The organism is Streptomyces sp. ALI-76-A (genome assembly GCF_030287445.1).
Classification (GTDB): Bacteria; Actinomycetota; Actinomycetes; order Streptomycetales; family Streptomycetaceae; genus Streptomyces.
The window spans coordinates 771279-788758 of the sequence record NZ_JASVWB010000004.1; the positions used below are offsets into that span (position 1 = coordinate 771279).

At 69.1% G+C, this 17480-nt stretch carries 12 protein-coding genes; 7 read left to right on the forward strand and 5 right to left on the reverse strand.

Annotated elements, in window-relative coordinates; all coding sequences use genetic code 11:
- Nucleotides 1-413: 413 nt before the first annotated feature.
- Entirely contained in the window at nt 414-650 is a 237-nt protein-coding gene (locus QQS16_RS39410; protein WP_286067443.1) for a hypothetical protein, read from the forward strand.
- A gap of 86 nt (nt 651-736) precedes the next feature.
- Here QQS16_RS39410 and QQS16_RS39415 read toward each other — a convergent pair whose 3' ends face one another.
- The 3 genes from QQS16_RS39415 to QQS16_RS39425 all read right to left on the reverse strand — a co-directional run bounded on the left by QQS16_RS39415 (nt 737) and on the right by QQS16_RS39425 (nt 2808).
- Entirely contained in the window at nt 737-1105 is a 369-nt protein-coding gene (locus QQS16_RS39415; RefSeq protein ID WP_286067444.1) for a hypothetical protein, read from the reverse strand.
- 695 nt (nt 1106-1800) lie between these two features.
- Nucleotides 1801-2109 carry a GNAT family N-acetyltransferase gene (locus QQS16_RS39420; RefSeq protein ID WP_286067445.1) on the reverse strand — a complete coding sequence of 103 codons (309 nt, stop codon included), beginning with the start codon at nt 2107-2109 and terminating at the stop codon, nt 1801-1803.
- A 117-nt stretch (nt 2110-2226) separates the two neighbouring features.
- Complete coding sequence (locus tag QQS16_RS39425) at nt 2227-2808, reverse strand: sigma-70 family RNA polymerase sigma factor (RefSeq protein ID WP_286067447.1); 582 nt, start codon at nt 2806-2808, stop codon at nt 2227-2229.
- A 728-nt stretch (nt 2809-3536) separates the two neighbouring features.
- On the opposite strand from QQS16_RS39425, the gene QQS16_RS39430 reads away from it, so the two are divergent.
- Nucleotides 3537-3866, forward strand: coding sequence for a beta/gamma crystallin domain-containing protein (locus QQS16_RS39430; protein ID WP_286067448.1), 330 nt, complete (start codon nt 3537-3539; stop codon nt 3864-3866).
- A gap of 282 nt (nt 3867-4148) precedes the next feature.
- Here QQS16_RS39430 and QQS16_RS39435 read toward each other — a convergent pair whose 3' ends face one another.
- Nucleotides 4149-7277: an AfsR/SARP family transcriptional regulator gene (locus tag QQS16_RS39435; protein ID WP_286067449.1), complete on the reverse strand. Its 3129-nt coding sequence runs from the start codon at nt 7275-7277 to the stop codon at nt 4149-4151.
- Nucleotides 7278-7811: 534 nt separating this feature from the next.
- Here QQS16_RS39435 and QQS16_RS39440 point away from each other — a divergent pair.
- The 3 genes from QQS16_RS39440 (at nt 7812) to QQS16_RS39450 (ending at nt 11221) form a co-directional block, all read left to right on the forward strand.
- Entirely contained in the window at nt 7812-8960 is a 1149-nt protein-coding gene (locus QQS16_RS39440) for a serine hydrolase domain-containing protein (protein WP_286067450.1), read from the forward strand.
- Between the two features lie 473 nt (nt 8961-9433).
- Entirely contained in the window at nt 9434-10273 is an 840-nt protein-coding gene (locus tag QQS16_RS39445) for an alpha/beta fold hydrolase (RefSeq protein WP_286067451.1), read from the forward strand.
- 114 nt (nt 10274-10387) lie between these two features.
- Nucleotides 10388-11221: an alpha/beta fold hydrolase gene (locus QQS16_RS39450; RefSeq protein ID WP_286067452.1), complete on the forward strand. Its 834-nt coding sequence runs from the start codon at nt 10388-10390 to the stop codon at nt 11219-11221.
- A 327-nt stretch (nt 11222-11548) separates the two neighbouring features.
- Here QQS16_RS39450 and QQS16_RS39455 read toward each other — a convergent pair whose 3' ends face one another.
- The gene (locus tag QQS16_RS39455) at nt 11549-14755 is read right to left on the reverse strand and encodes an RHS repeat-associated core domain-containing protein (RefSeq protein WP_286067454.1); all 3207 of its coding nucleotides are present in this window, start codon (nt 14753-14755) and stop codon (nt 11549-11551) included.
- A 634-nt stretch (nt 14756-15389) separates the two neighbouring features.
- Here QQS16_RS39455 and QQS16_RS39460 point away from each other — a divergent pair.
- A complete protein-coding gene (locus QQS16_RS39460; RefSeq protein ID WP_286067455.1) occupies nt 15390-15764 on the forward strand; it encodes a peptidase inhibitor family I36 protein in 375 nt (124 codons plus the stop codon).
- Between the two features lie 516 nt (nt 15765-16280).
- Nucleotides 16281-17309 carry a helix-turn-helix domain-containing protein gene (locus QQS16_RS39465; RefSeq protein ID WP_286067456.1) on the forward strand — a complete coding sequence of 343 codons (1029 nt, stop codon included), beginning with the start codon at nt 16281-16283 and terminating at the stop codon, nt 17307-17309.
- The last annotated feature ends 171 nt before the right edge of the window (nt 17310-17480 follow it).

Genomic DNA, 17480 nt, shown 5'->3' on the forward strand with positions numbered 1-17480 from the left:
GCAGCAGCCCGACGAGACCCCCGCAAGCACGGCCAGTTCGTCACATACCGTGACCTCGGCCGCACCCGGACCCTACAGAAGGCTGCGGAAGGGCTACAGCTCCCCGCGGTTACGGTCCGGAAGGCGGCGGCCCGCTTCCGGTGGCGGGAGCGCGCCGAGGTGTGGGACCGGCACCTGGACCGGCTGTACAAGCCCGGATCAGCAGTCGCTGGTGTTGCGGACGCGCACCGAGCGGGCGATCCGCGAGCACTTCGCCGAGGCGCACGACGGCCAGGAGCCGCCCGAGAGGATCATGCGATGAGGCCCTACAGCCGCGCCAGCAGGCCGGTGTTCCCGAACGCGGAGCGCGCCCGGAGGCAGGTCGAGCGGGCGCTGCGCGTCCCGAGTGTCCGGCGTGTGGCCACCCCGTCCGCGTGCACGCCATCGAGAGCGGGCAACGCGTGTGCACCCGCGGCTTCGGCGTGATCTCCTGCCGGGGCTGTGCGCACATCTACGCGATGCTGTCGCGGCTCGGACAGGCCGCTGTGGAGGGCGCGTTGTCGGGGCTGCGGTACGCGAAGCGGTACGTCCCGGCCGGCTTGCAGATGGCCCGGCCTGTCGTCCTCGACTCGCCCGACACGCGCGATATGTTCGGATCATCCACGATCTGAGCGTGCTGCTTGATTCCACGGACACGAGGCCCCACCCGCATCCAGCCCGGCCGGGTGGGGCCTCGTCACGCCGCCTGGCCGCCGCGTCAGTCAGCTATCAATCCGACCACGGTGGGGCTTCCCCCGAACTGGAGGTAGTACTCGGCGCCGGGCACCGAATTCTTGAAGACCACGGTCCAGGTGTTCTTCGTGGCCGTGACCCAGGGGTGGCACTTGTTGCGTGTGCAGACCCTGGTGCTACGTGTGGTCTCAAGCTTGACGTTGATGTCGTTGCAGTGGCCCAGAACCCGCATCCAGTCGCCGTAGTTGGGGAAGTGAGCATTGTCGCCATTTTGTCCCGCTTCGGCACCAAATTTCCCTGCGCTCTCGTAACACCCCACAGCCGGGGCGACGGTAGCTGCTGTTGCGGTCTGCGCGGGAACGGCAACGGCGGCAAGAGCTGCTGCCGCGACCATGGCCGTAAAGATACGTCCAGCTTTGAGCATTGAACCTTCCCCTTCGTTCGCCGGCCCTGTGAAGGATCCGGCCTCAGGAGGAGATCTTGGCAATCCATGCGCTCCCGGCCATCCCGTGCTGGTATGAGGTGTGGGTAAACCTGTGAGGTACGTATGGGTAAACCTGCGGAGTGCGCGGGGTCAGCCGCTGCGATGGCGAGGGCTCGCCAAGGCGAGCGGCACGGTCGACGGAAGCTGTGGGTCGTGGTGCAGTTGTTTCGCTAGTGCCGTGGCAGGCAACGTTTGCCCGTCAAGGAGCGGCGTCCGGTGCGTGCTCTCGGCGTGCCGGCCGGAAGCCCTCGTACTGGATGTACTTGGGCTTTCGGCCGGTGCGGCGAGAGGGCGTGCCGGGCGTCGCGACGGGGCGAACGTTGCCTGCCGCGGCACTAGCTGTGTTCTTGCCGCCCGCACCTCACCCGCCGGCACCGCGCACGCCGACGACCACCATCACGGCCAGGCGACGACCGAGCCGCACGCCGTCGACCACCCCGGCCGGGATGCCGCTCCCAGCGGTGGGACGCCCGCGAAGAGGCAGGCGCCGGAGCCGAGGGTGAACCCACGCGAGGTGTTTCAGGGCTTGCCGGCAGGGGCCCGCGGAAGCCGGTTCGCGCAGCTGCTGCGAACCGGGTGCGCCCTTCCACGGCGAAGGAGTGGAGTCAGTCGCTGACCTTGCTGCGGGCCTGGTACAGCAGGTCGGCGTACTCGGGATGGCGGCTGATCCAGACCGCGTAGAAGGGGCAGGTGGCCAGTACGCGCAATCCCGCGGCGCGTGCCTCGTCGAGGGAGGTCCGAGCCAGCGCGGAGCCGACGCCCTTGCCCTCGTGTTCCGGCGCCACCTCGGTGTGGACGAAGGCGATCAGTTCCGCTGTCCGAATGTACTGCGCGAAGCCCGCGACCTCCGGCCTGCCGTCCACCTGTGCCTCGTAGCGGCGGGCTTCGGGTACGTCGATGACCTTGACCGTCACTTGTCCTCCTCGTTTGAAAGGCCAACCTACGCCGACATGGCCGCGACGCCGCGACCAACCCCCCACGGACCAGGGGGACGTGGAGGACCAGGGCGGCACGCACCGCCGATGCCACGGCTACTCGCCGAGTACGTCTTGTCTCTCCAGTGCCTTGCGCAGCGCCCGCACGGCGTAGAAGGCGCGGCTCTTGACGGTGCCGGGCGGGATGCCGAGGTGGTCGGCCGTCTGGGCCACACTGCATTCCAGGTAGTACATGAGGCGGATGATGGTCCGATGCTGCTCTTTCAGCTCCCGTAGTGCTTCCAGCACCGCGTGGGAGGTGATCGTGGAATTCATGCCGTCCCAGGATGTGTCCAGGTCTTCGATCGGCATCAGTTCGAGCGGCCTGATCTGCCGGGCCCGGTGGTGGTCGATGACCAGGTTCCTGGCCACGGTGAACAGCCAAGGCCGGATGTGGTCGCCGCGCGTACCCAGGAACCCGGCGTGCTTCCAGGCACGGGCCGCGGTCTCCTGGAGGATGTCCTCCGCCTTGTGCCAGTCGCCGTCCAGCAGCCGCGTGGCGTACCGGACGAGCGGAAGTCCGTACTGGTCGTAGACGTCTCGGATGAAGGCATCGCAGTCGGCGTCCGATGTGACGTGCCGGGCCTGCGCCCGAGCCGGAGCGAGGGTGCTGCTCCCCGCTTGCATGATCCCGTTCATGGGTGGCGCCCATTCCTGTTCGAGTGCTTTGTGGCGATCTCTCCCGCATGTGCGGGCGAGTGGCTCAACCCTCCTAGGGAGCCCTTCGCCAAACCTTGTCGTCTCCTTGTCGTGCCCCTTGGCGTCTCTCGCTGACCGCCCCGGACAGGCGCTGGCGTCCGTTGTGGAGCGCGCGTTCGGCCGAGTCGCACACGGACGGGCCGCCGTGGGGTTCCTGCGGTGGCGGAGCGGGTGCCCGCTCCCGTCGCGACGTCCGTCACGACGCGCTGGTACACGTCGACCGGGCGGCGCACCGATCGGCCGGTCCTGCGTCGCGCATCCGCCCCGCGGGTTCCACGCACGGTGAACCGGCCGGCCGCCCATCCCCGGCAACGCTCGGTTCCGGGTCGACCGCCGGCGCGAGACCCTCCAGGCACAGGTACAGGCACAGGCACAGCTCGCCCCGTGACGCCGCCGAGGACGGCTTCGAACGCGGGTGAACCGGAGAGCCACGGGCCACGTTCAGCAGATCGAACGCCTACACATCGGGGCCTGGGGGCCAGGTGGCGGCTCCTCGTTCGCCGACCCTGTGCCCAGGTTCGACACGGTGGCACACAGACCGGTCGTCCACCCCTGCACCTTGTGCGCCATCAGGCTGCCGCTCCGCGTGAACGACAAGGGTGGTCGCCGGCCCCTCGATCGTGTTGCTCCGCAGCACGGCACCATCTCGGAAGGAAAACCACACACTTATGAAGCGCACCCTCTCCCGGCTCGGCCTCGTCCTGGCAGCGGGAGCCATGACCGTTCTCCTGCCCGCCTCCCCGGCCGCCGCGGTCAATCAGACCGCCTGCGGTGACCGGACGGATCTGGTCAAGGTCTGGTACAACGGCGGCCAGACCGCGTGCTTCGCCAACGCGGGCGTCATGGCTCCCGGGCTCCCCAACGTTTCGCGAGTCACCTCCGGCAACAACAACATCGAGATGTTGCTCGGCGATCACGTGAAAGTCATGCCCAAGTGGTCGGCTGTTCGCGACGTCGAGGGACTCAACGCGACGCTGCACATCCTGCAGATCCGCTGACTCGACGCGCCCGGAACCGCGCCGTGCACCGGGCCGCACAGCCCCGGTGCACGGGGCGGTCACTCCCGCCCCGGTGCTGACGCCCTCGATGACGACGACCTGAAGCATCGCTCATCGCCCTCATCGCCCTCATCGACTGCGACGCAGGGTGAACCGTCGCCGTGTTGCCGGCGTTCACAGGGGGGACGCACATTCGGAGATCTCGGCGCAGCCGGAACCGTCCGGGACAGCAGCAGAGGCCTCGCGCCCCTTCCCCCGGCCGATCCCCGGCCCGGCCGCCGGTCAATACACCTGGCGCGCAGGATCACCACTCCTCGGAACCGGGAGCTGATGGCCACCGGCCGCCCTCTCCGGCACGGGAGGCGTGGGGTCCGCGTCCATGTCCAGGGCGGTGAGCCGGTCACGGACCTGCTGGGCGCTGCGGGACATGGCTCGCTCGTCGGCGCCGGCGAGGGCGTGGACCCAGTCCGCTCGTGCGCCGTCCCGGTCGCCCTGGGCCAGCCGGGTGTCGCCCAGCCGCATCAGTGAGCCGACGGCGTTCCTGTGGTCGCCCAGTTCCTCGAACGCCCGCGTCGCCCGCTGGTAGGTGGCCACCGACTCCTCGTAACGGCCGAGCATACGGAGGTTGTAGCCCAGAATGTCCCAGGCCTGGGCCAGCTGCCACGGCGCGTCCAGGCGCTGGAACAAGGCGATGCCCTCCTCGCTGTACTGAAGGCTTTTCTCGAGCTGCCCCAGGTTGCAGCGGAACCAGGCGAGTTCGACGAGGCACTCGGCCAACCACAACTCCTCACCTGTCGCCCGGGACAGCTCCAGCCCCCGCTCGGAGAACGTCACGGCCTCCTGGATCCGGCCGAACAGGAACAGCGAGCACGCCGTGACGTAGTGGGCTCGGGCCAGGTCACCGGTCGCGTCGAGCTCTTCGAAGATCGTGGTGGCGAGTCGCAGGTGGCGCAGGGCTTGTTCCTGGTGGCCGAGATAGCCGTGGACGCCACCGAGGTGGCGTAGGCAACGGCCTTCTTCGAGGCGGTCGTTCTGGCGCCGGGCCACTTCCAGGGCGGGGGTCAGCGCGGTGATGGCTTCGGGCCAGAACTCCTGGCGGTAGAGATAGTCCTTGAGTGACCAGGCCAGCCCGGTGGTGTGGTGGTCCAGCTTCTGGCTGACGGCGGTGTGGAGCAGGCCGGTCAGCACTTGGTGTTCGGCGGTGAGCCACCGGGTTGCCTGCTTGATGGTGGTGAGGTGCTCCGGAGTGACGCCTGGGTTGGGTGCGCCGAGGTCCAGCTCGGGCGTCGTGTCGTGTTTCAGGAGCTGGTTGGCCTCGTAGGCGGTGAACAGGTAGTGGTCCAGGACCCGGAGGGTGGCGTGGTGGCGTTCGCCGGTGGTGTCGTGGGTGTGGGTCAGTTCGGTGGCGTAGCCGCGCAGGAGGTCGTGCAGGCCGTAGCGGCCGGGCAGTGGCTGTTCCACGAGGCAGGAGCTGACCAGGCCGGCGAGTGCGCGGCGGGTCCGGGGCAGGGGAAGGCCGGCGAGGCTGGCGGCGGCGGGGGCGGTGATGTGGGGGCCGGGGTGCAGGGCCAGGGAGCGGAAGAGCCGGGCGGCGGGCTCGTCCAGGGATTGGTAGGACCAGGAGAAGACGGTGCGTACGTCGGTGGTGGTGTCGAAACCGGTGAACGCGTCGAGGCCGCCGTGGGTGTGTCGCAGCTCGTCGGCGATGGCCTGAAGGGGGAAGGAGGGATCGAGTTCGGCGCGGGCGGCGACCACGGCCATGGCCAGGGGAAGTCGTCCGCACAGGCGGATGATGTCGGCTGTGGCGGCGGGCTCGGCGACCAGGCGTTCGGTTCCCAGGCGTCGTTCGAGGGCCTGGTGGGCCTCGGTGGGTGAGGGCAGTGGGAGGGTGAGGGGTTTGGCGCCGTCGGTGGTGATCAGGCCGGGGAGTTGGTTGCGGCTGGTGATCAGGGTGAGGCAGCCCGCTCCCGCGGGGAGCAGGGGGCGCACTTGTTGCTCGTCGCGGGCGTTGTCCAGGACGAGGAGGAGCTGCCGGTCGGCGAGGAGGCTGCGGAAGAGTGTGCTGCGGCCGGGGGTGTCTTCGGGGATGCGTGGGGCGGGAACGCCGAGGGCGGTGAGGAAGCCGTGCAGGGCGGTTCCGGGTTCGACGGCGGGTGCGTGGGGGTGGAATCCGCACAGGTTGACGAAAAGCTGTCCGTCGGGGAAAGAGGGGGCGATGCGGTGGGCGTGGTGGACGGCGAAGGTGGTCTTGCCGACACCGGGAGCACCACTGATGACGACGACGGGGGCAGCGGTCGGTCCGGGCCGGCCCGGTGCGCCGCTCACGGCGGACAGCCACGCGCCCTCGGCCGCCCGCCCGGCGAACACCGGGAGACCCCGCGGCAGTTGTGCCGGACGTGTCAGGGGCGGCGACGTGGTGCCGGCATCATCCGTGGCCGGGTCGCACCTCGCGTCGGACCGATCGGCCGCGTCGCCTGGTTCGTCGTCGGCCGTGCCGCCGGGCGCGGTTGCCTCGTCCTCGTCCGGGACCCCGGACATGGCCGACCCCATCGGATCGCGGCCGTGCCCGGTACCTGTGCCGGGGGCGAATGCCGCGCCGAATCTGTTCAGTTCATCGGCTGAGTGAAGGGGGGGCAGGTCGTGGTGAAGGATGCCGTGGTGCAGGGCGCGCAGGGGTGGGCTGGGTTCGAGGCCGAGTTCGTCGGCGAGGTACCGGCGCAGGTCGGTGTAGCGCTGAAGCGCTTCGGGGTGCCGGCCGGTGAGGTACAGGGCGCGCAGCAGCAGGGCCCAGCCGGTTTCCCGTAGGGGATGCTCTGTGGTCATTTCCTGTGCCGTGTCCAGGGCTTCGGGGACCCGTCCTTGCAGGAGCAGGGCAGTGGCGCGGATCTCGAGGGTGGTCTGCCGCAGTTCTTCCAGGCGTGCTGCCTCGTGGGTGGCGAACAGGTGGTGCGCGGCGTCGGCGAACGGGGTGCCGCGCCACATCTCCAGGGCTCTTCGGGCCTCTTCCACGACGCGTTCCGGCCGGCCCTGGTCCATCAATCGGTGTGCCTCGGCAAGGGCCCGCTCGAAGCGTACGGTGTCACGGTTCTCGGGCGGCACGCGCAGGGCGTAACCCAGGGGTTCGGTGACCAGTACCTCGAAGGTGCCCTGACGGCGCAGGTGCTGGGGTTCCAGGACCGCGCGGACCTTGCTGATGTGGGCGTGCAGGGAGCTCAACGCTCCGCCCGGTGCCCGTCCCGGCTGCTGGGGCCACAGTTCCTCGCACAGCGTCTGCGGAGCGACCGCCCGGCCGTCGGCGAGCAACAGACGGATGAGCAGCAGCCGCTGCCTGCGCCGACCCGGATCGAGTACCGTACCCGCCCTCCGTACCACGAGCGGACCCAGCAGTCCGAAGTCGAGCCCCTGCCTCACAGCTGTCACCGTACCCACTCAGAATCCCGCTCGACGGTGCCACCATCGGGGGGCACAAACATGACCATGACCCACGGACATGTGGGGGACCCGCTCCCGCGGTGACGCCAACCGGGCGCCGGCACACCCGGACACCCGCGCGACCCTCGTCGCCGTGACCCGTCCGCCGAGGTCGGGGCGGGACGGAGCAGGTGATCGGAGCGGTGAGGACACCGTCGTCCGCTTCCCGCATATCGGACAGGACTTTATCAGGACGGCATCCGCGCGATGACTTCGCCGGCGGCGCGGTAGCCGCGGTGACAGGGGCGCCTGCGCCGGCCCCGGTGCGTGGAGCCATGCCGCACCCCAGCCCCCTCCGGGGTGCGGTCGGCGGTGGCGCAGAGCAGGCCGGTTCTCCTGGGGACGGTCTTTGCAGATGACGCCCTGTCCGAGGGACATCCGCACAGACGCCTCTCACCTGCGACGAAGCTGAACCAGCGGGACGTTCATCCCGTTGACCGATCGAACAGTCGTCGTCAGGAGTGGGAAGAAGACATGGTCATCGTCGAAGGAACGAGCACCGCCCGGTTCGAACCGGTCCGAGCGGCGCTGGCAGCGCATCTGGAGTCCGGCGAGGAGTTGGGGGCGTCGATCGCCGTCGATGTCGACGGAGTCATGGAAGTCGATCTGTGGGGTGGGCATGCCGACGCGGCGCGGACCGTTCCGTGGCACCAGGACACGTTGGTCAGCCTGTGGTCGACCACCAAGACCCTCAGCAGTCTGGCGGCCCTCGTTCTCGTCGACCGGGGGGCACTGGATCTGCACCGCCCGGTCGCGCACTACTGGCCCGAATTCGCCGCTCAGGGCAAGCAGGACATCGAGGTGCGGCATGTCCTGGCACACACTTCGGGGCTCTCCGGCTGGCAGCAGCCCTTCACCATCGACGATCTGTACGACTGGCCCACCGCGAGCGCCCGGCTGGCCGAGCAGGCGCCCTGGTGGGAGCCGGGCAGTGCCTCGGGCTACCACGTGCAGACCCAGGGACAGTTGGTGGGAGAGCTTGTCCGGCGGGTCAGCGGCCGTACCCTGACCGAGTTCGTCGACACCGAGATCGCCAAGCCGTCACGGGCCGACGTCCAGATCGGTGCGCGGCAGGCCGACTGGCCGCGTATCGCCGAGCTGGTGGCCCCGTCGCAACTCCCCGGAATGCCCGCCGGCCTCGATCCCGAGGGGATCTTCACCAAGACGCTGCTGGGAAGCCCCGCCCGGGACCAGCACGTCGACACCCCGCAGTGGCGCCGCGCCGAACTCGGAGCCGTCAACGGACACGGCAACGCACGAGGCATGGCCCGTGCCCTCTCCGTGATCTCACGGCGCGGCCAGGTGAACGGCCACCGGCTCCTCTCCGCGGACACGGTGGACAAGGCCCTCGACGTACAGGCCGACGGGATCGACCTGTTCCTGGGCGTTCCCGTGCGCTGGGGCATCGGCTTCGCGCTCGCCGATGCGAGGACGATGCCGCAGATGCCCTCCGGGAGGATCTGCTTCTGGGTCGGCCGGGGCGGTTCGATCGTCATGATGGACCTCGACCGGCGTGTCACGTTCTCGTACACGATGAACCGGCTGGGCGACGGAATCCTCGGCTCCGAGCGCACCCTCAGCTACATGAGGCATGTGTACGAAGTCCTGGACTCCACCGGCTGAGGCCCGCCCGGGTGCAGGTCGGGCACCACGGTCCGACACAGCGATCATCACGAAGTGTCAGGACCGCGGAACGCCCTCGACCGGAGGCTCGATCACATCGGGAAGCGGCTGACCACGGTGCCCCACGCGGCAACCTTCGATGCCCGCGAACGAACATTCCGTTCCCGGGGTGAACCGGCCCTGTCTTCTCCTCGTAGGACAGGACGAAAGACGTTCTGCCCTGGGGGTTCGGGCGGGGCGATGCTCCAGAGCCGGATCGGGCCGCGGTCCGGCAGCCGCTCTCCAGGCCGCTGCCGGGTGTCGCTCACCACCCATCCGATCCGCACCGACCACCTGGCGCAGACGGAACGCACAACAACTCGGTCAACCACAAAGGAACTCGGTGCTTCGGTTCTCGAACGCACCGGCCCACTTCGCCGGCACGTCCGGTGAGGGATGACAACCAAGAAGAACCAAGAAGAGGACTTTCACGCATGCGCATCACCCGCCTGGCCCGTCCGAGCCGTAGATCCGCCCTGCTCGGTGTCACCGCGGCCGTGGGACTGTCCGTGGCGGCCGTCACCCTGCCCGGCGTAGCCGGCGCGGCGTCCCACCACCCGGTACGGCCGACGATCGTGCTGGAGCACGGGGCGTTCGCCGACGCGGCGAGCTGGGACGGCGTCGTCAAGAGACTGCAGAAGGCGGGCTATCCCGTGGTGGCCGCCGCCAACCCGCTGCGTGGTCCGGCGACCGACGCCGCTTACCTGCGCAGCGTCGTCGACCACATCGACGGGCCGGTGGTCCTGGTCGGTCACTCCTACGGCGGTACCGTCATCAGCCAGGCCGCCGCGGGCCTGGAGGGCAAGGTGAAGGCGCTGGTCTACATCGCCGCGTTCCTGCCCGACACGGGCGAGAGTTCGCTGGGACTGACGAACAAGTTCCCCGGCAGCACCCTCGGCCAGGCGATCGAGTCCGTCAACTACACGCTGCCCGACGGTGGTCAGGGCGCAGACGTGTACATCAAGCCGGACAAGTTCCGGGCCCAGTTCGCTGCGGACGTGCCGGCGGACAAGGCCAGGCTCATGGCAGCGGGACAGCGTCCGATCGCCGCCGCCGCGCTGGAGGAGAAGTCGACGAAGGCCGCCTGGAAGACGATCCCCTCCTGGTCGCTGGTCACCACCGAGGACCTCAACATCCCTGTGGCCGCCCAGCGTTACATGTCGGACCGTGCCGGGGCCCGCACCACGGTCATCGACGCGTCGCACGCGGTATCCGTGTCCCGCCCCGGGGCCGTCGCCCGCATCGTGGAGCAGGCGGCCCGCACGGTCCGCTGACCGACCGGCAAGTTCCGCCCCGTCGCGGCATCGCAGGTCCTCACAGCCCTGCCCGTCCGGGCACTTCACCACCAGTCACCACCAGACGCGTTTCCACCGAAAGGCAGTAACACCATGGCGTTCATCACCGTCGGCCAGGAGAACTCGACCAGCATCGAGCTGTACTACGAGGACCACGGCACCGGGCAGCCGGTCGTGCTGATCCACGGCTACCCGCTCGACGGCCACTCCTGGGAGAAGCAGTCCGCCGCCCTGCTGTCGGCCGGCTACCGAGTGATCACGTACGACCGGCGCGGATTCGGCCGCTCCAGCCAGCCCACCACCGGCTACGACTACGACACCTTCGCCGCCGACCTGAACACGGTGCTGGAGACCCTCGACCTCAACGACGTCGTCCTGGTCGGCTTCTCCATGGGTACCGGCGAGGTCGGCCGCTACCTGGGCACCTACGGCTCCGCCCGCATAGCCAAGGCAGCTTTCCTCGCCTCCCTCGAACCCTTCCTCCTCAAGACCGACGACAACCCCGGCGGCGTCGACGGCACCATCTTCAAGGACATCGCGGGGGCCGTCACCGCCGACCGCTACGCCTACTTCACCGCGTTCTACGAGAACTTCTACAACCTCGACGAGAACCTCGGTACCCGCATCAGCGAGGAAGCCGTCCGCAACAGCTGGAACGTTGCCGCCGGAGCCTCCGCGTACGCGTCCCTGGCCTGCGTGGCGACCTGGTCCACCGACTTCCGCGCCGACATCCCCAAGATCGACGTCCCGGCACTGATCCTGCACGGCACCGCGGACCGCATCCTGCCCATCGAGGCCACCGGAGACCTCTTCCACCAGGCCCTCCCGCAGGCCTACTACGTCGTCATCGACGGCGCCCCGCACGGCCTGCTGTGGACCCACGCCCAGGAGGTCACCGACGCCCTCCTCGCCTTCCTGGCCAAGTGACCGACGGCCGACGGCCCTCCCGCGGGGGGTGGGCACGCGGCCTGTTACGCGTGGGACACCAAGCTGGCCTGCTCGTCCGCTCGCGGGCGCTCGTCGGCGGGACCGTGAACCGTGGCAGCGCCGCGCCGGTGGTTCGCACCACCGGCGCGGCGCCTCGGGTGGGTCTACTTGCGTCCTCGCTCCATGAAGACGAACGCGAGGACGAAGCAGACGACGATGAAGGCGATGACCCAGCCGGTCGCCGGCAGGTAGTCATAGCGTCCTGAAGTCTCGGCTGTCGTCATCGAGTCCTCTTCTTCTCCTCGGGGTGTCGAGGGCTGTGCTCGGTCAGCCGCCCGCGATGCTCTCCTCCGCATGGTTGCCGAGCCGGTCTCCGAGGTAGAGGCATCCCGCCGCGGCGAGGAATCCGACGCCGCCGGTCGCCAGCCCCGCGGCCCCGGCGAGCGTGGTGCACGACGCCTGGGCCGCCGCTCCGACCGCGGCTCCCGCCGCGATGCCCCACAGCTTCTTGTAGTTGCCTTCCTGGGCGGCCATGCCGCCTTGGACGGCCGACTTGACGTCGAGGATGTCGCCGATGGTGTCGAGGACCCAGTAGGTGCCGCTCGGGTCGATGCGGTTGAGCGGATCGCCCTCCGCGTACAGGTACGGGTTCTTCTCCTGACCGGAGGGGTCGGGCTGGGTGAAGCGGCTGATCTGCGGGTCGTAGTAGCGGGCGCCGAAGTGGTAGAGGCCCGTGGGGTCCTGGTAGCCGCCTGTGAACCGGTAGGGCTGCGGCACGGATTCGGTGGTGCCCGTCCGGCTGATCCCGGTGGGCGTGTAGCGGTAGGTGTTCACCTGCTTGCCGCTCTCGTCCACCAGACCGGTGACGGAGCCGAGGGCGTCGGTCAGGTAGTAGTAGTTCTTCCCGCCGGTCGTCAGGGAGTTGAGCGTGCCGCCGGGTTCGCGGATGAACTCGGTGTCCTTGCCCGCGACGGTCTGTCCGGACAGGCCCAGGGGGCCGTTGTGGAAGACGGTGCCGCCCAGCCGGGTGCGCTCGCTGCTGTCGGTGCTGGCGTACTGGGCACCGTACGTGGTGCCGCCGACGGTCAGTGACTTCAGCTGGCTGAAGTCGGTGTACTGCTCGGCGGTGCGGGTCGCCTCGGGGGTCGGGGCGCCCGCGGTCTCGTTGCCCGCCTTGTCGTAGGACCAGTTGCTGGTGATGCCGTTGCGGGCGATCAGCTGGGAGGCGTCGTCGTAGGTGTAGACGGTGGCGCCGGGGCAGCCGGGAATGGCGCCCTGGGAGAGCAGGTTGCCGGCCGGGTCGTGGCAGTACTGCCAGGACGTCTTGCGGCCCGACGCCTCGATCTCCTCGGCCAGGGAGGCGCGGCCGGCGGAGTCGTACTGGTAGGCGGTCCTGGTCCGGGTGAGGTTGTCCGTGAGGGAGCGGATCTTGACGCCGTCCAGGGACTCGGTGCCGGCCGTGTAGGCGTAGGTGTACGACAGGTCACTGGTGATGCGGCCGGACGGCGCGATGTTCCTGATGTTCTGCGGGCGGCCTGAGTTGTCCAGCGTCACCGACTGCACGGTGCCGCCCGGGTAGGTGGTCTTGGTGCGCGCGTCGTTGTTGTCGTACTCGTACGCGGTCTTCTTGTTCGTGGGTCCGGTCAGGACGGTGAGCCGGTTGGCGGCGTCCCACTCGTAGTCGGTGACGCCTCCGGGATCGGTGTAGGTGTCGACGTTGCCGTCGGCGGTGTACGCCAGCACGGTCTGCGAGCCGTCCTGCAGGGTGCGGATCGTCTCCCGGCTGAGCGCGTCGAACCGGTAGGTCTGCACACCGGTGACATCGGTGCGGCTGGTGAGGTTGCCGTCGCCGTCGTAGAGGTAGGACACCGTGGACTGCGGGGTCGTGACCTTGGTGACCCGGTCACGGTCGTCATAGGTGTAGACGGTCTTCACGCCCCGCCCGTCCGTGGCCGTGGCGGTGCGTCCGAGCGCGTCGTACGTGTACGTGGTCGGGTTCTGCGGAGCGGGTGGCGTGGCCGTGATGAGGTTGCCCTGTCCGTCGTAACGGAACGACGTCTTCTTGTTGTTGGCGTCGCTGGCCGAGCAGGTCTGGCCCTGGAAGCCGCCGCAGGTGGGCGTGGCCTCGTTGTGGGTGAACGTACGAGTGCCGCCGCCGGTGCCCGTGGTGGTCACGGTCCTGGTGTTGCCGGCCGTGTCGTAGGTGAACTCGGTCTTCTCGCCGTCGGGGCCGTTGGCGGTGGAGGGCACGTCCGCGCCGGCGATCGTCTGCCAACTGCCGGTGGCCGTGGCGCCGGTGGGCAGCTTGGCCGAGGTCGGGTTGTTGCGGGTGTCCCAGCCGTACGTGGTGACGTTGCCGCCGGGGCCGCCGTTGCCGGTGCCCATCGCGTCGGTGGCCGTCTGCACCAGGTGGTCCTTGTAGGTCTTCGACCGTTCGTGCTTCAGCCCGTCGACGGTCTTGGTGACCTCGCCGTCGGCGTTGTGGTGGTACTCGCTGGTGTGGCCCAGCGGATCGGTGACGGTGGTGACGCCCGCGTCATGAGGGGTGGCGCCGGTGTAGGAGTAGGCGTACGTCGGTCCGGAGCCGCCGCCGGTCTCGGAGTAACGGCGCAGAGAGGTCACCCGGTCCTGGCCGTCGTAGGTGAGCACCGCGGACCTGGACTCCGACGTGGTCAGCTTCACCAGCCGGCCGTCGCCGTCGTAGGCGAACGTCGTCGCCTCGCCCTCGGTGTCGACCGTGCGGGTCAGCCGGCCGGTGCCGGCGTCCAGTTCGTACCCGGCGGTGCGTCCGCCGTTGTCCTTCGCCTGCCACTTCGTGCTGCTGGTGCGGGTCAGGTCGATCCAGCGGCCGGAGCGCGTCTCGGTCAGTCTGAACCCGGTGGGGGCTCCGGAGGAGTCCTGGTGGGCGGTGACGGTGACGGAGCCGTTGTTGCGGTCGCTGACCTTGGTGAGGCGGCCGTCCGCGCCGTAGGTGTCCGCCAGGCCCGAGGAGCGGTCGGTGAGGGTGTAGGTGCCGTCCGCGTTCCCGCGCAGGTCCTTGGAGTATCCGGACGGGGTGGTGAAGGTGCCGTCGGCGTTCCTGGCGTACTCGACGGTCGCGCCGGTGTCGTCGTAGTGCAGGACCTCGTTGGTGAAGGACAGGTCCAGCCTGCGCTCGTATCCCAGCCACCACTGCTCGTCGACCTGGCCGTAGGGGGCGTCCAGGGAGTTGTAGGTGCGGGTGAGCTGGAGGCTCTGGCCGACGCCCGCGATGTCGAAGTCGGTGGCGGCCAGCATGAAGTTGCCGGTCGAGTAGTCGATCCGGCCGACGAGTGCGTCGGTGACGCGGAAGTCGCTGATCTGGTGCCAGGGCACGGCACCCTGCCCCTGCGGCACATAGCGCTCGATCTCCGCGTCGCCGGATCGCGAGGGCGCCGGCTCCTGCCCGCGCAGTCGCCTCTCCTCGCGCTGCTGCCAGGCACGTTCGCCGGCATCGGGAGCGGACGAGGGAAGGGAACGCGGAGGTCTGGTGACGCCCACGCGCACGGGGGGCATCTCCGCGGGCGTGCTTCCGCCCCAGTGTGAATCCGGGGTGTCCGTGGGCCGGGCGTGCGGTGCCGCGACGGCGGGTGCGACGCCGGCCGTCAGGGCGAGCGTGACCAACAGTGAGGTCAGTGACAGTGCGGACCGGGCGCGTCCGCGCCGTCGCCGGGTGGCGTCTGGTGACGCCGGGGACGACGGAAGGTGCATTGTTCCCCCTAGTGGAGACGTGTCCGGCGCCGTGGGACGCCGAACGAAGCCAAGAGATCACACCCTGACCGAATATCCGCCGGAGGCAATACCGGGACGAACGGTTGTGCCGATATCCGGTCATCCTCCGAGGCGTTTTCCATGGCGAGGCGCAGGTGGCGCCGGAACGCCGATCGGGAATCGCCCGGACCTCCGTCTTCGGAAAGGCGAGAAACATGCCCCGGAATTACGCGTTCCACGGACGGTGACGCCGAGAAGGCTTTCCCTTCGCGGGACCCGCGCGGGCCGCCTTTCCGTCTGGCATCACGCACGGAAGCTGTCTCCCACTTCCCTGCGGGGTCCGGCACCACAGGCATATCGCTTCGGCGGAATACTCCCTTCCTCCCCGTGTCGTTGCTACGGTGGCGAATGCATCGACATCGAAAGAGGAGGAAGATCCGTGCGTAAGAGCTTATTCGCTGCCCTGGCTGTTTCGGCCGCGTTCTCGGGCGTGCTCGCAGCGTCAGTCACCGCGTCCGCGGAACCCGACCCTCCAGGATGCGAGAAGGGATTCTTCTGTATATACGCAGGTGAGGGGCAGACTGGTCAGCTGCTGGTGAAGTCCGAAGGAGACTGGACGGGCAGCGTCAGCGGCAGATCCGTCTTCAACAACGGCGTGGAGTTCCCAGGCGAAGATCACATCCAGCTCACCTGGACGTACAACGGCGGCACGTACGAGGAATGCCTGCACTACAATCCTGGGCCCGGCGAATACAAATGGAACTTCACCACCGGTGTGGTGTTCACGAAGGCCGTATGGCGAGGCGAATGCTGAAGTGATCTCACGCCTCCTCCGGTACTCCGCGGGGCTTCTGCGGTCGCAGAGTGATGGCAAGGCTTCGGAGTACCGGTGGGGGCGTTCCTTGCGGGTCGCTCCTCGGGCACAGGCGTAGGTACAGGTAGTGGAGAAGTGCAATCTCCGGCTCGCTTCTGCCAGCTGCCGTAATCGCTGAGGAGATTTTGGCTTCGCTGTCCCGACCAGCGCACTCGTCAATGTGGGAGTGGACGGGAACATACTTCGTTCGGTCATGGCAGGCATAAAAGCCGCCGCAGTCAGGGCAGCCCGCACAAGCGGTCAGCGGTCAGCGGTCAGCGGTCAGCGGTCAGCGGTCAGCGGCCTGTGCGCCGGCCTCATGCCGCTCGGACACGAGAGTAGGCCGAGGCGAGCGGGACACGAGAGGTGTTTCGGCCCTCGCCGAAGGTCGGGCCCGACGGCATCGTGGTTGTCACGCCGCGCGTTCTTCGGAGAAGGTGGGGAACATGAGGTAGCAGCCGTTCGGGGGGCACGCTGATGCTGCGCATCCATTTCACTGCGGAGGACCTCGGCAGGATTCGCCTGGCGACAGGGCCGGATCCCGCGTGGGAGGCTCTGCTCAGTCTCCATGTCCTCGGCGCACGTGACGTCGACCTCGACGTGCACGCCTGGCGCACGCGTGTCAGGTCGTCGCTGGACGTGGCTTCCCGGCCGCTGCTTCGCCTCGCACCGCCGCGCGGGTACTCGCCCGACTTCCTGACACCGGCCGAAGGCACCACGGACCCCGACGCGGCCGCCGAGGCGATCGCGTCCACGTCTCCCGTGCGGCTGCGCACCGACATGACGGCACTCGCCGAACAGCAGCAGATGCCCTCGTGGGCAGACGCCCTGGCGTCGGGCAGGCCAGCGGCGCGGCGGGGCCTGGGCACCGCCCTGCGCCGCTATCACCGGCAGGCACTGTCCCCGTACTGGCCGCAGATCGCAGCGACGGTGGACGCCGAACTGTCCGCGCGGGCCAGGTCGTTCCTCACCGGCGGGACCGAACAGTTGCTCAACAGTCTGCATCCGGCGGTGCGTTGGCGCGCGCCGATCCTGCACGTCACCTATCCCCGGGACCAGGACGTCCACCTCGACGGACGCGGACTACGGCTCGTGCCCTCCTACTTCTGCCGGGGTGCTCCCATCACACTGCGGGACCCGTCCCTCTCTCCGGTACTGGTGTATCCGGCGAGCCGCGGCATCGACTCCCTGCGGCCCGGCGGCGCCGTGAGGAAGGCCGACGCCCTCGACAGACTCCTCGGTCGCACCCGGGCCGCGACCCTCGTCACGATCGCCGAGACCCAGTACGCGACCGGCAGCGAGATAGCCCGCCGGCTGAGCATCTCACCGGCATCGGCCAGCGAACACGCGAGCGTACTGCGCGAGGCGGGCCTGATCGACAGTCTGCGCGTACGCAACACCATCCGTCACGTGCTCACCCCCTTGGGGGCGGACCTCCTCGAAGGAAGGGCGGCGGCATCGCCCGTCGGCGCTGAGTCCGCGCCGACGCGGGGGACAGGCCGCTGAGGCGCTGAGATCCCGTTCCGCTCGGTGCGGTGCGGTGCCGTGCTGTGCCGTGCCGTCTGGACCGTTGTCCGCCACGAGTCGAGCCAGTTCACGTGGGCGCAGGCAGCGCAGGCAGCGCAGGCAATAGGGGAGAGGTGCTCTCCTTCGTCGAGCACCACGGCGCTGCCCGTC

Bases quoted from the DNA above. Each gene is read 5' to 3' on its own strand.
- QQS16_RS39415 (WP_286067444.1), bottom strand. From the start codon at position 1,105: ATGGTCGCGGCAGCAGCTCTTGCCGCCGTTGCCGTTCCCGCGCAGACC.
- QQS16_RS39425 (WP_286067447.1), bottom strand. From the start codon at position 2,808: ATGAACGGGATCATGCAAGCGGGGAGCAGCACCCTCGCTCCGGCTCGG.
- QQS16_RS39430 (WP_286067448.1), top strand. From the start codon at position 3,537: ATGAAGCGCACCCTCTCCCGGCTCGGCCTCGTCCTGGCAGCGGGAGCC.
- QQS16_RS39440 (WP_286067450.1), top strand. From the start codon at position 7,812: ATGGTCATCGTCGAAGGAACGAGCACCGCCCGGTTCGAACCGGTCCGA.
- QQS16_RS39445 (WP_286067451.1), top strand. From the start codon at position 9,434: ATGCGCATCACCCGCCTGGCCCGTCCGAGCCGTAGATCCGCCCTGCTC.
- QQS16_RS39450 (WP_286067452.1), top strand. From the start codon at position 10,388: ATGGCGTTCATCACCGTCGGCCAGGAGAACTCGACCAGCATCGAGCTG.
- QQS16_RS39455 (WP_286067454.1), bottom strand. From the start codon at position 14,755: ATGCCCCCCGTGCGCGTGGGCGTCACCAGACCTCCGCGTTCCCTTCCC.
- QQS16_RS39465 (WP_286067456.1), top strand. From the start codon at position 16,281: ATGCTGCGCATCCATTTCACTGCGGAGGACCTCGGCAGGATTCGCCTG.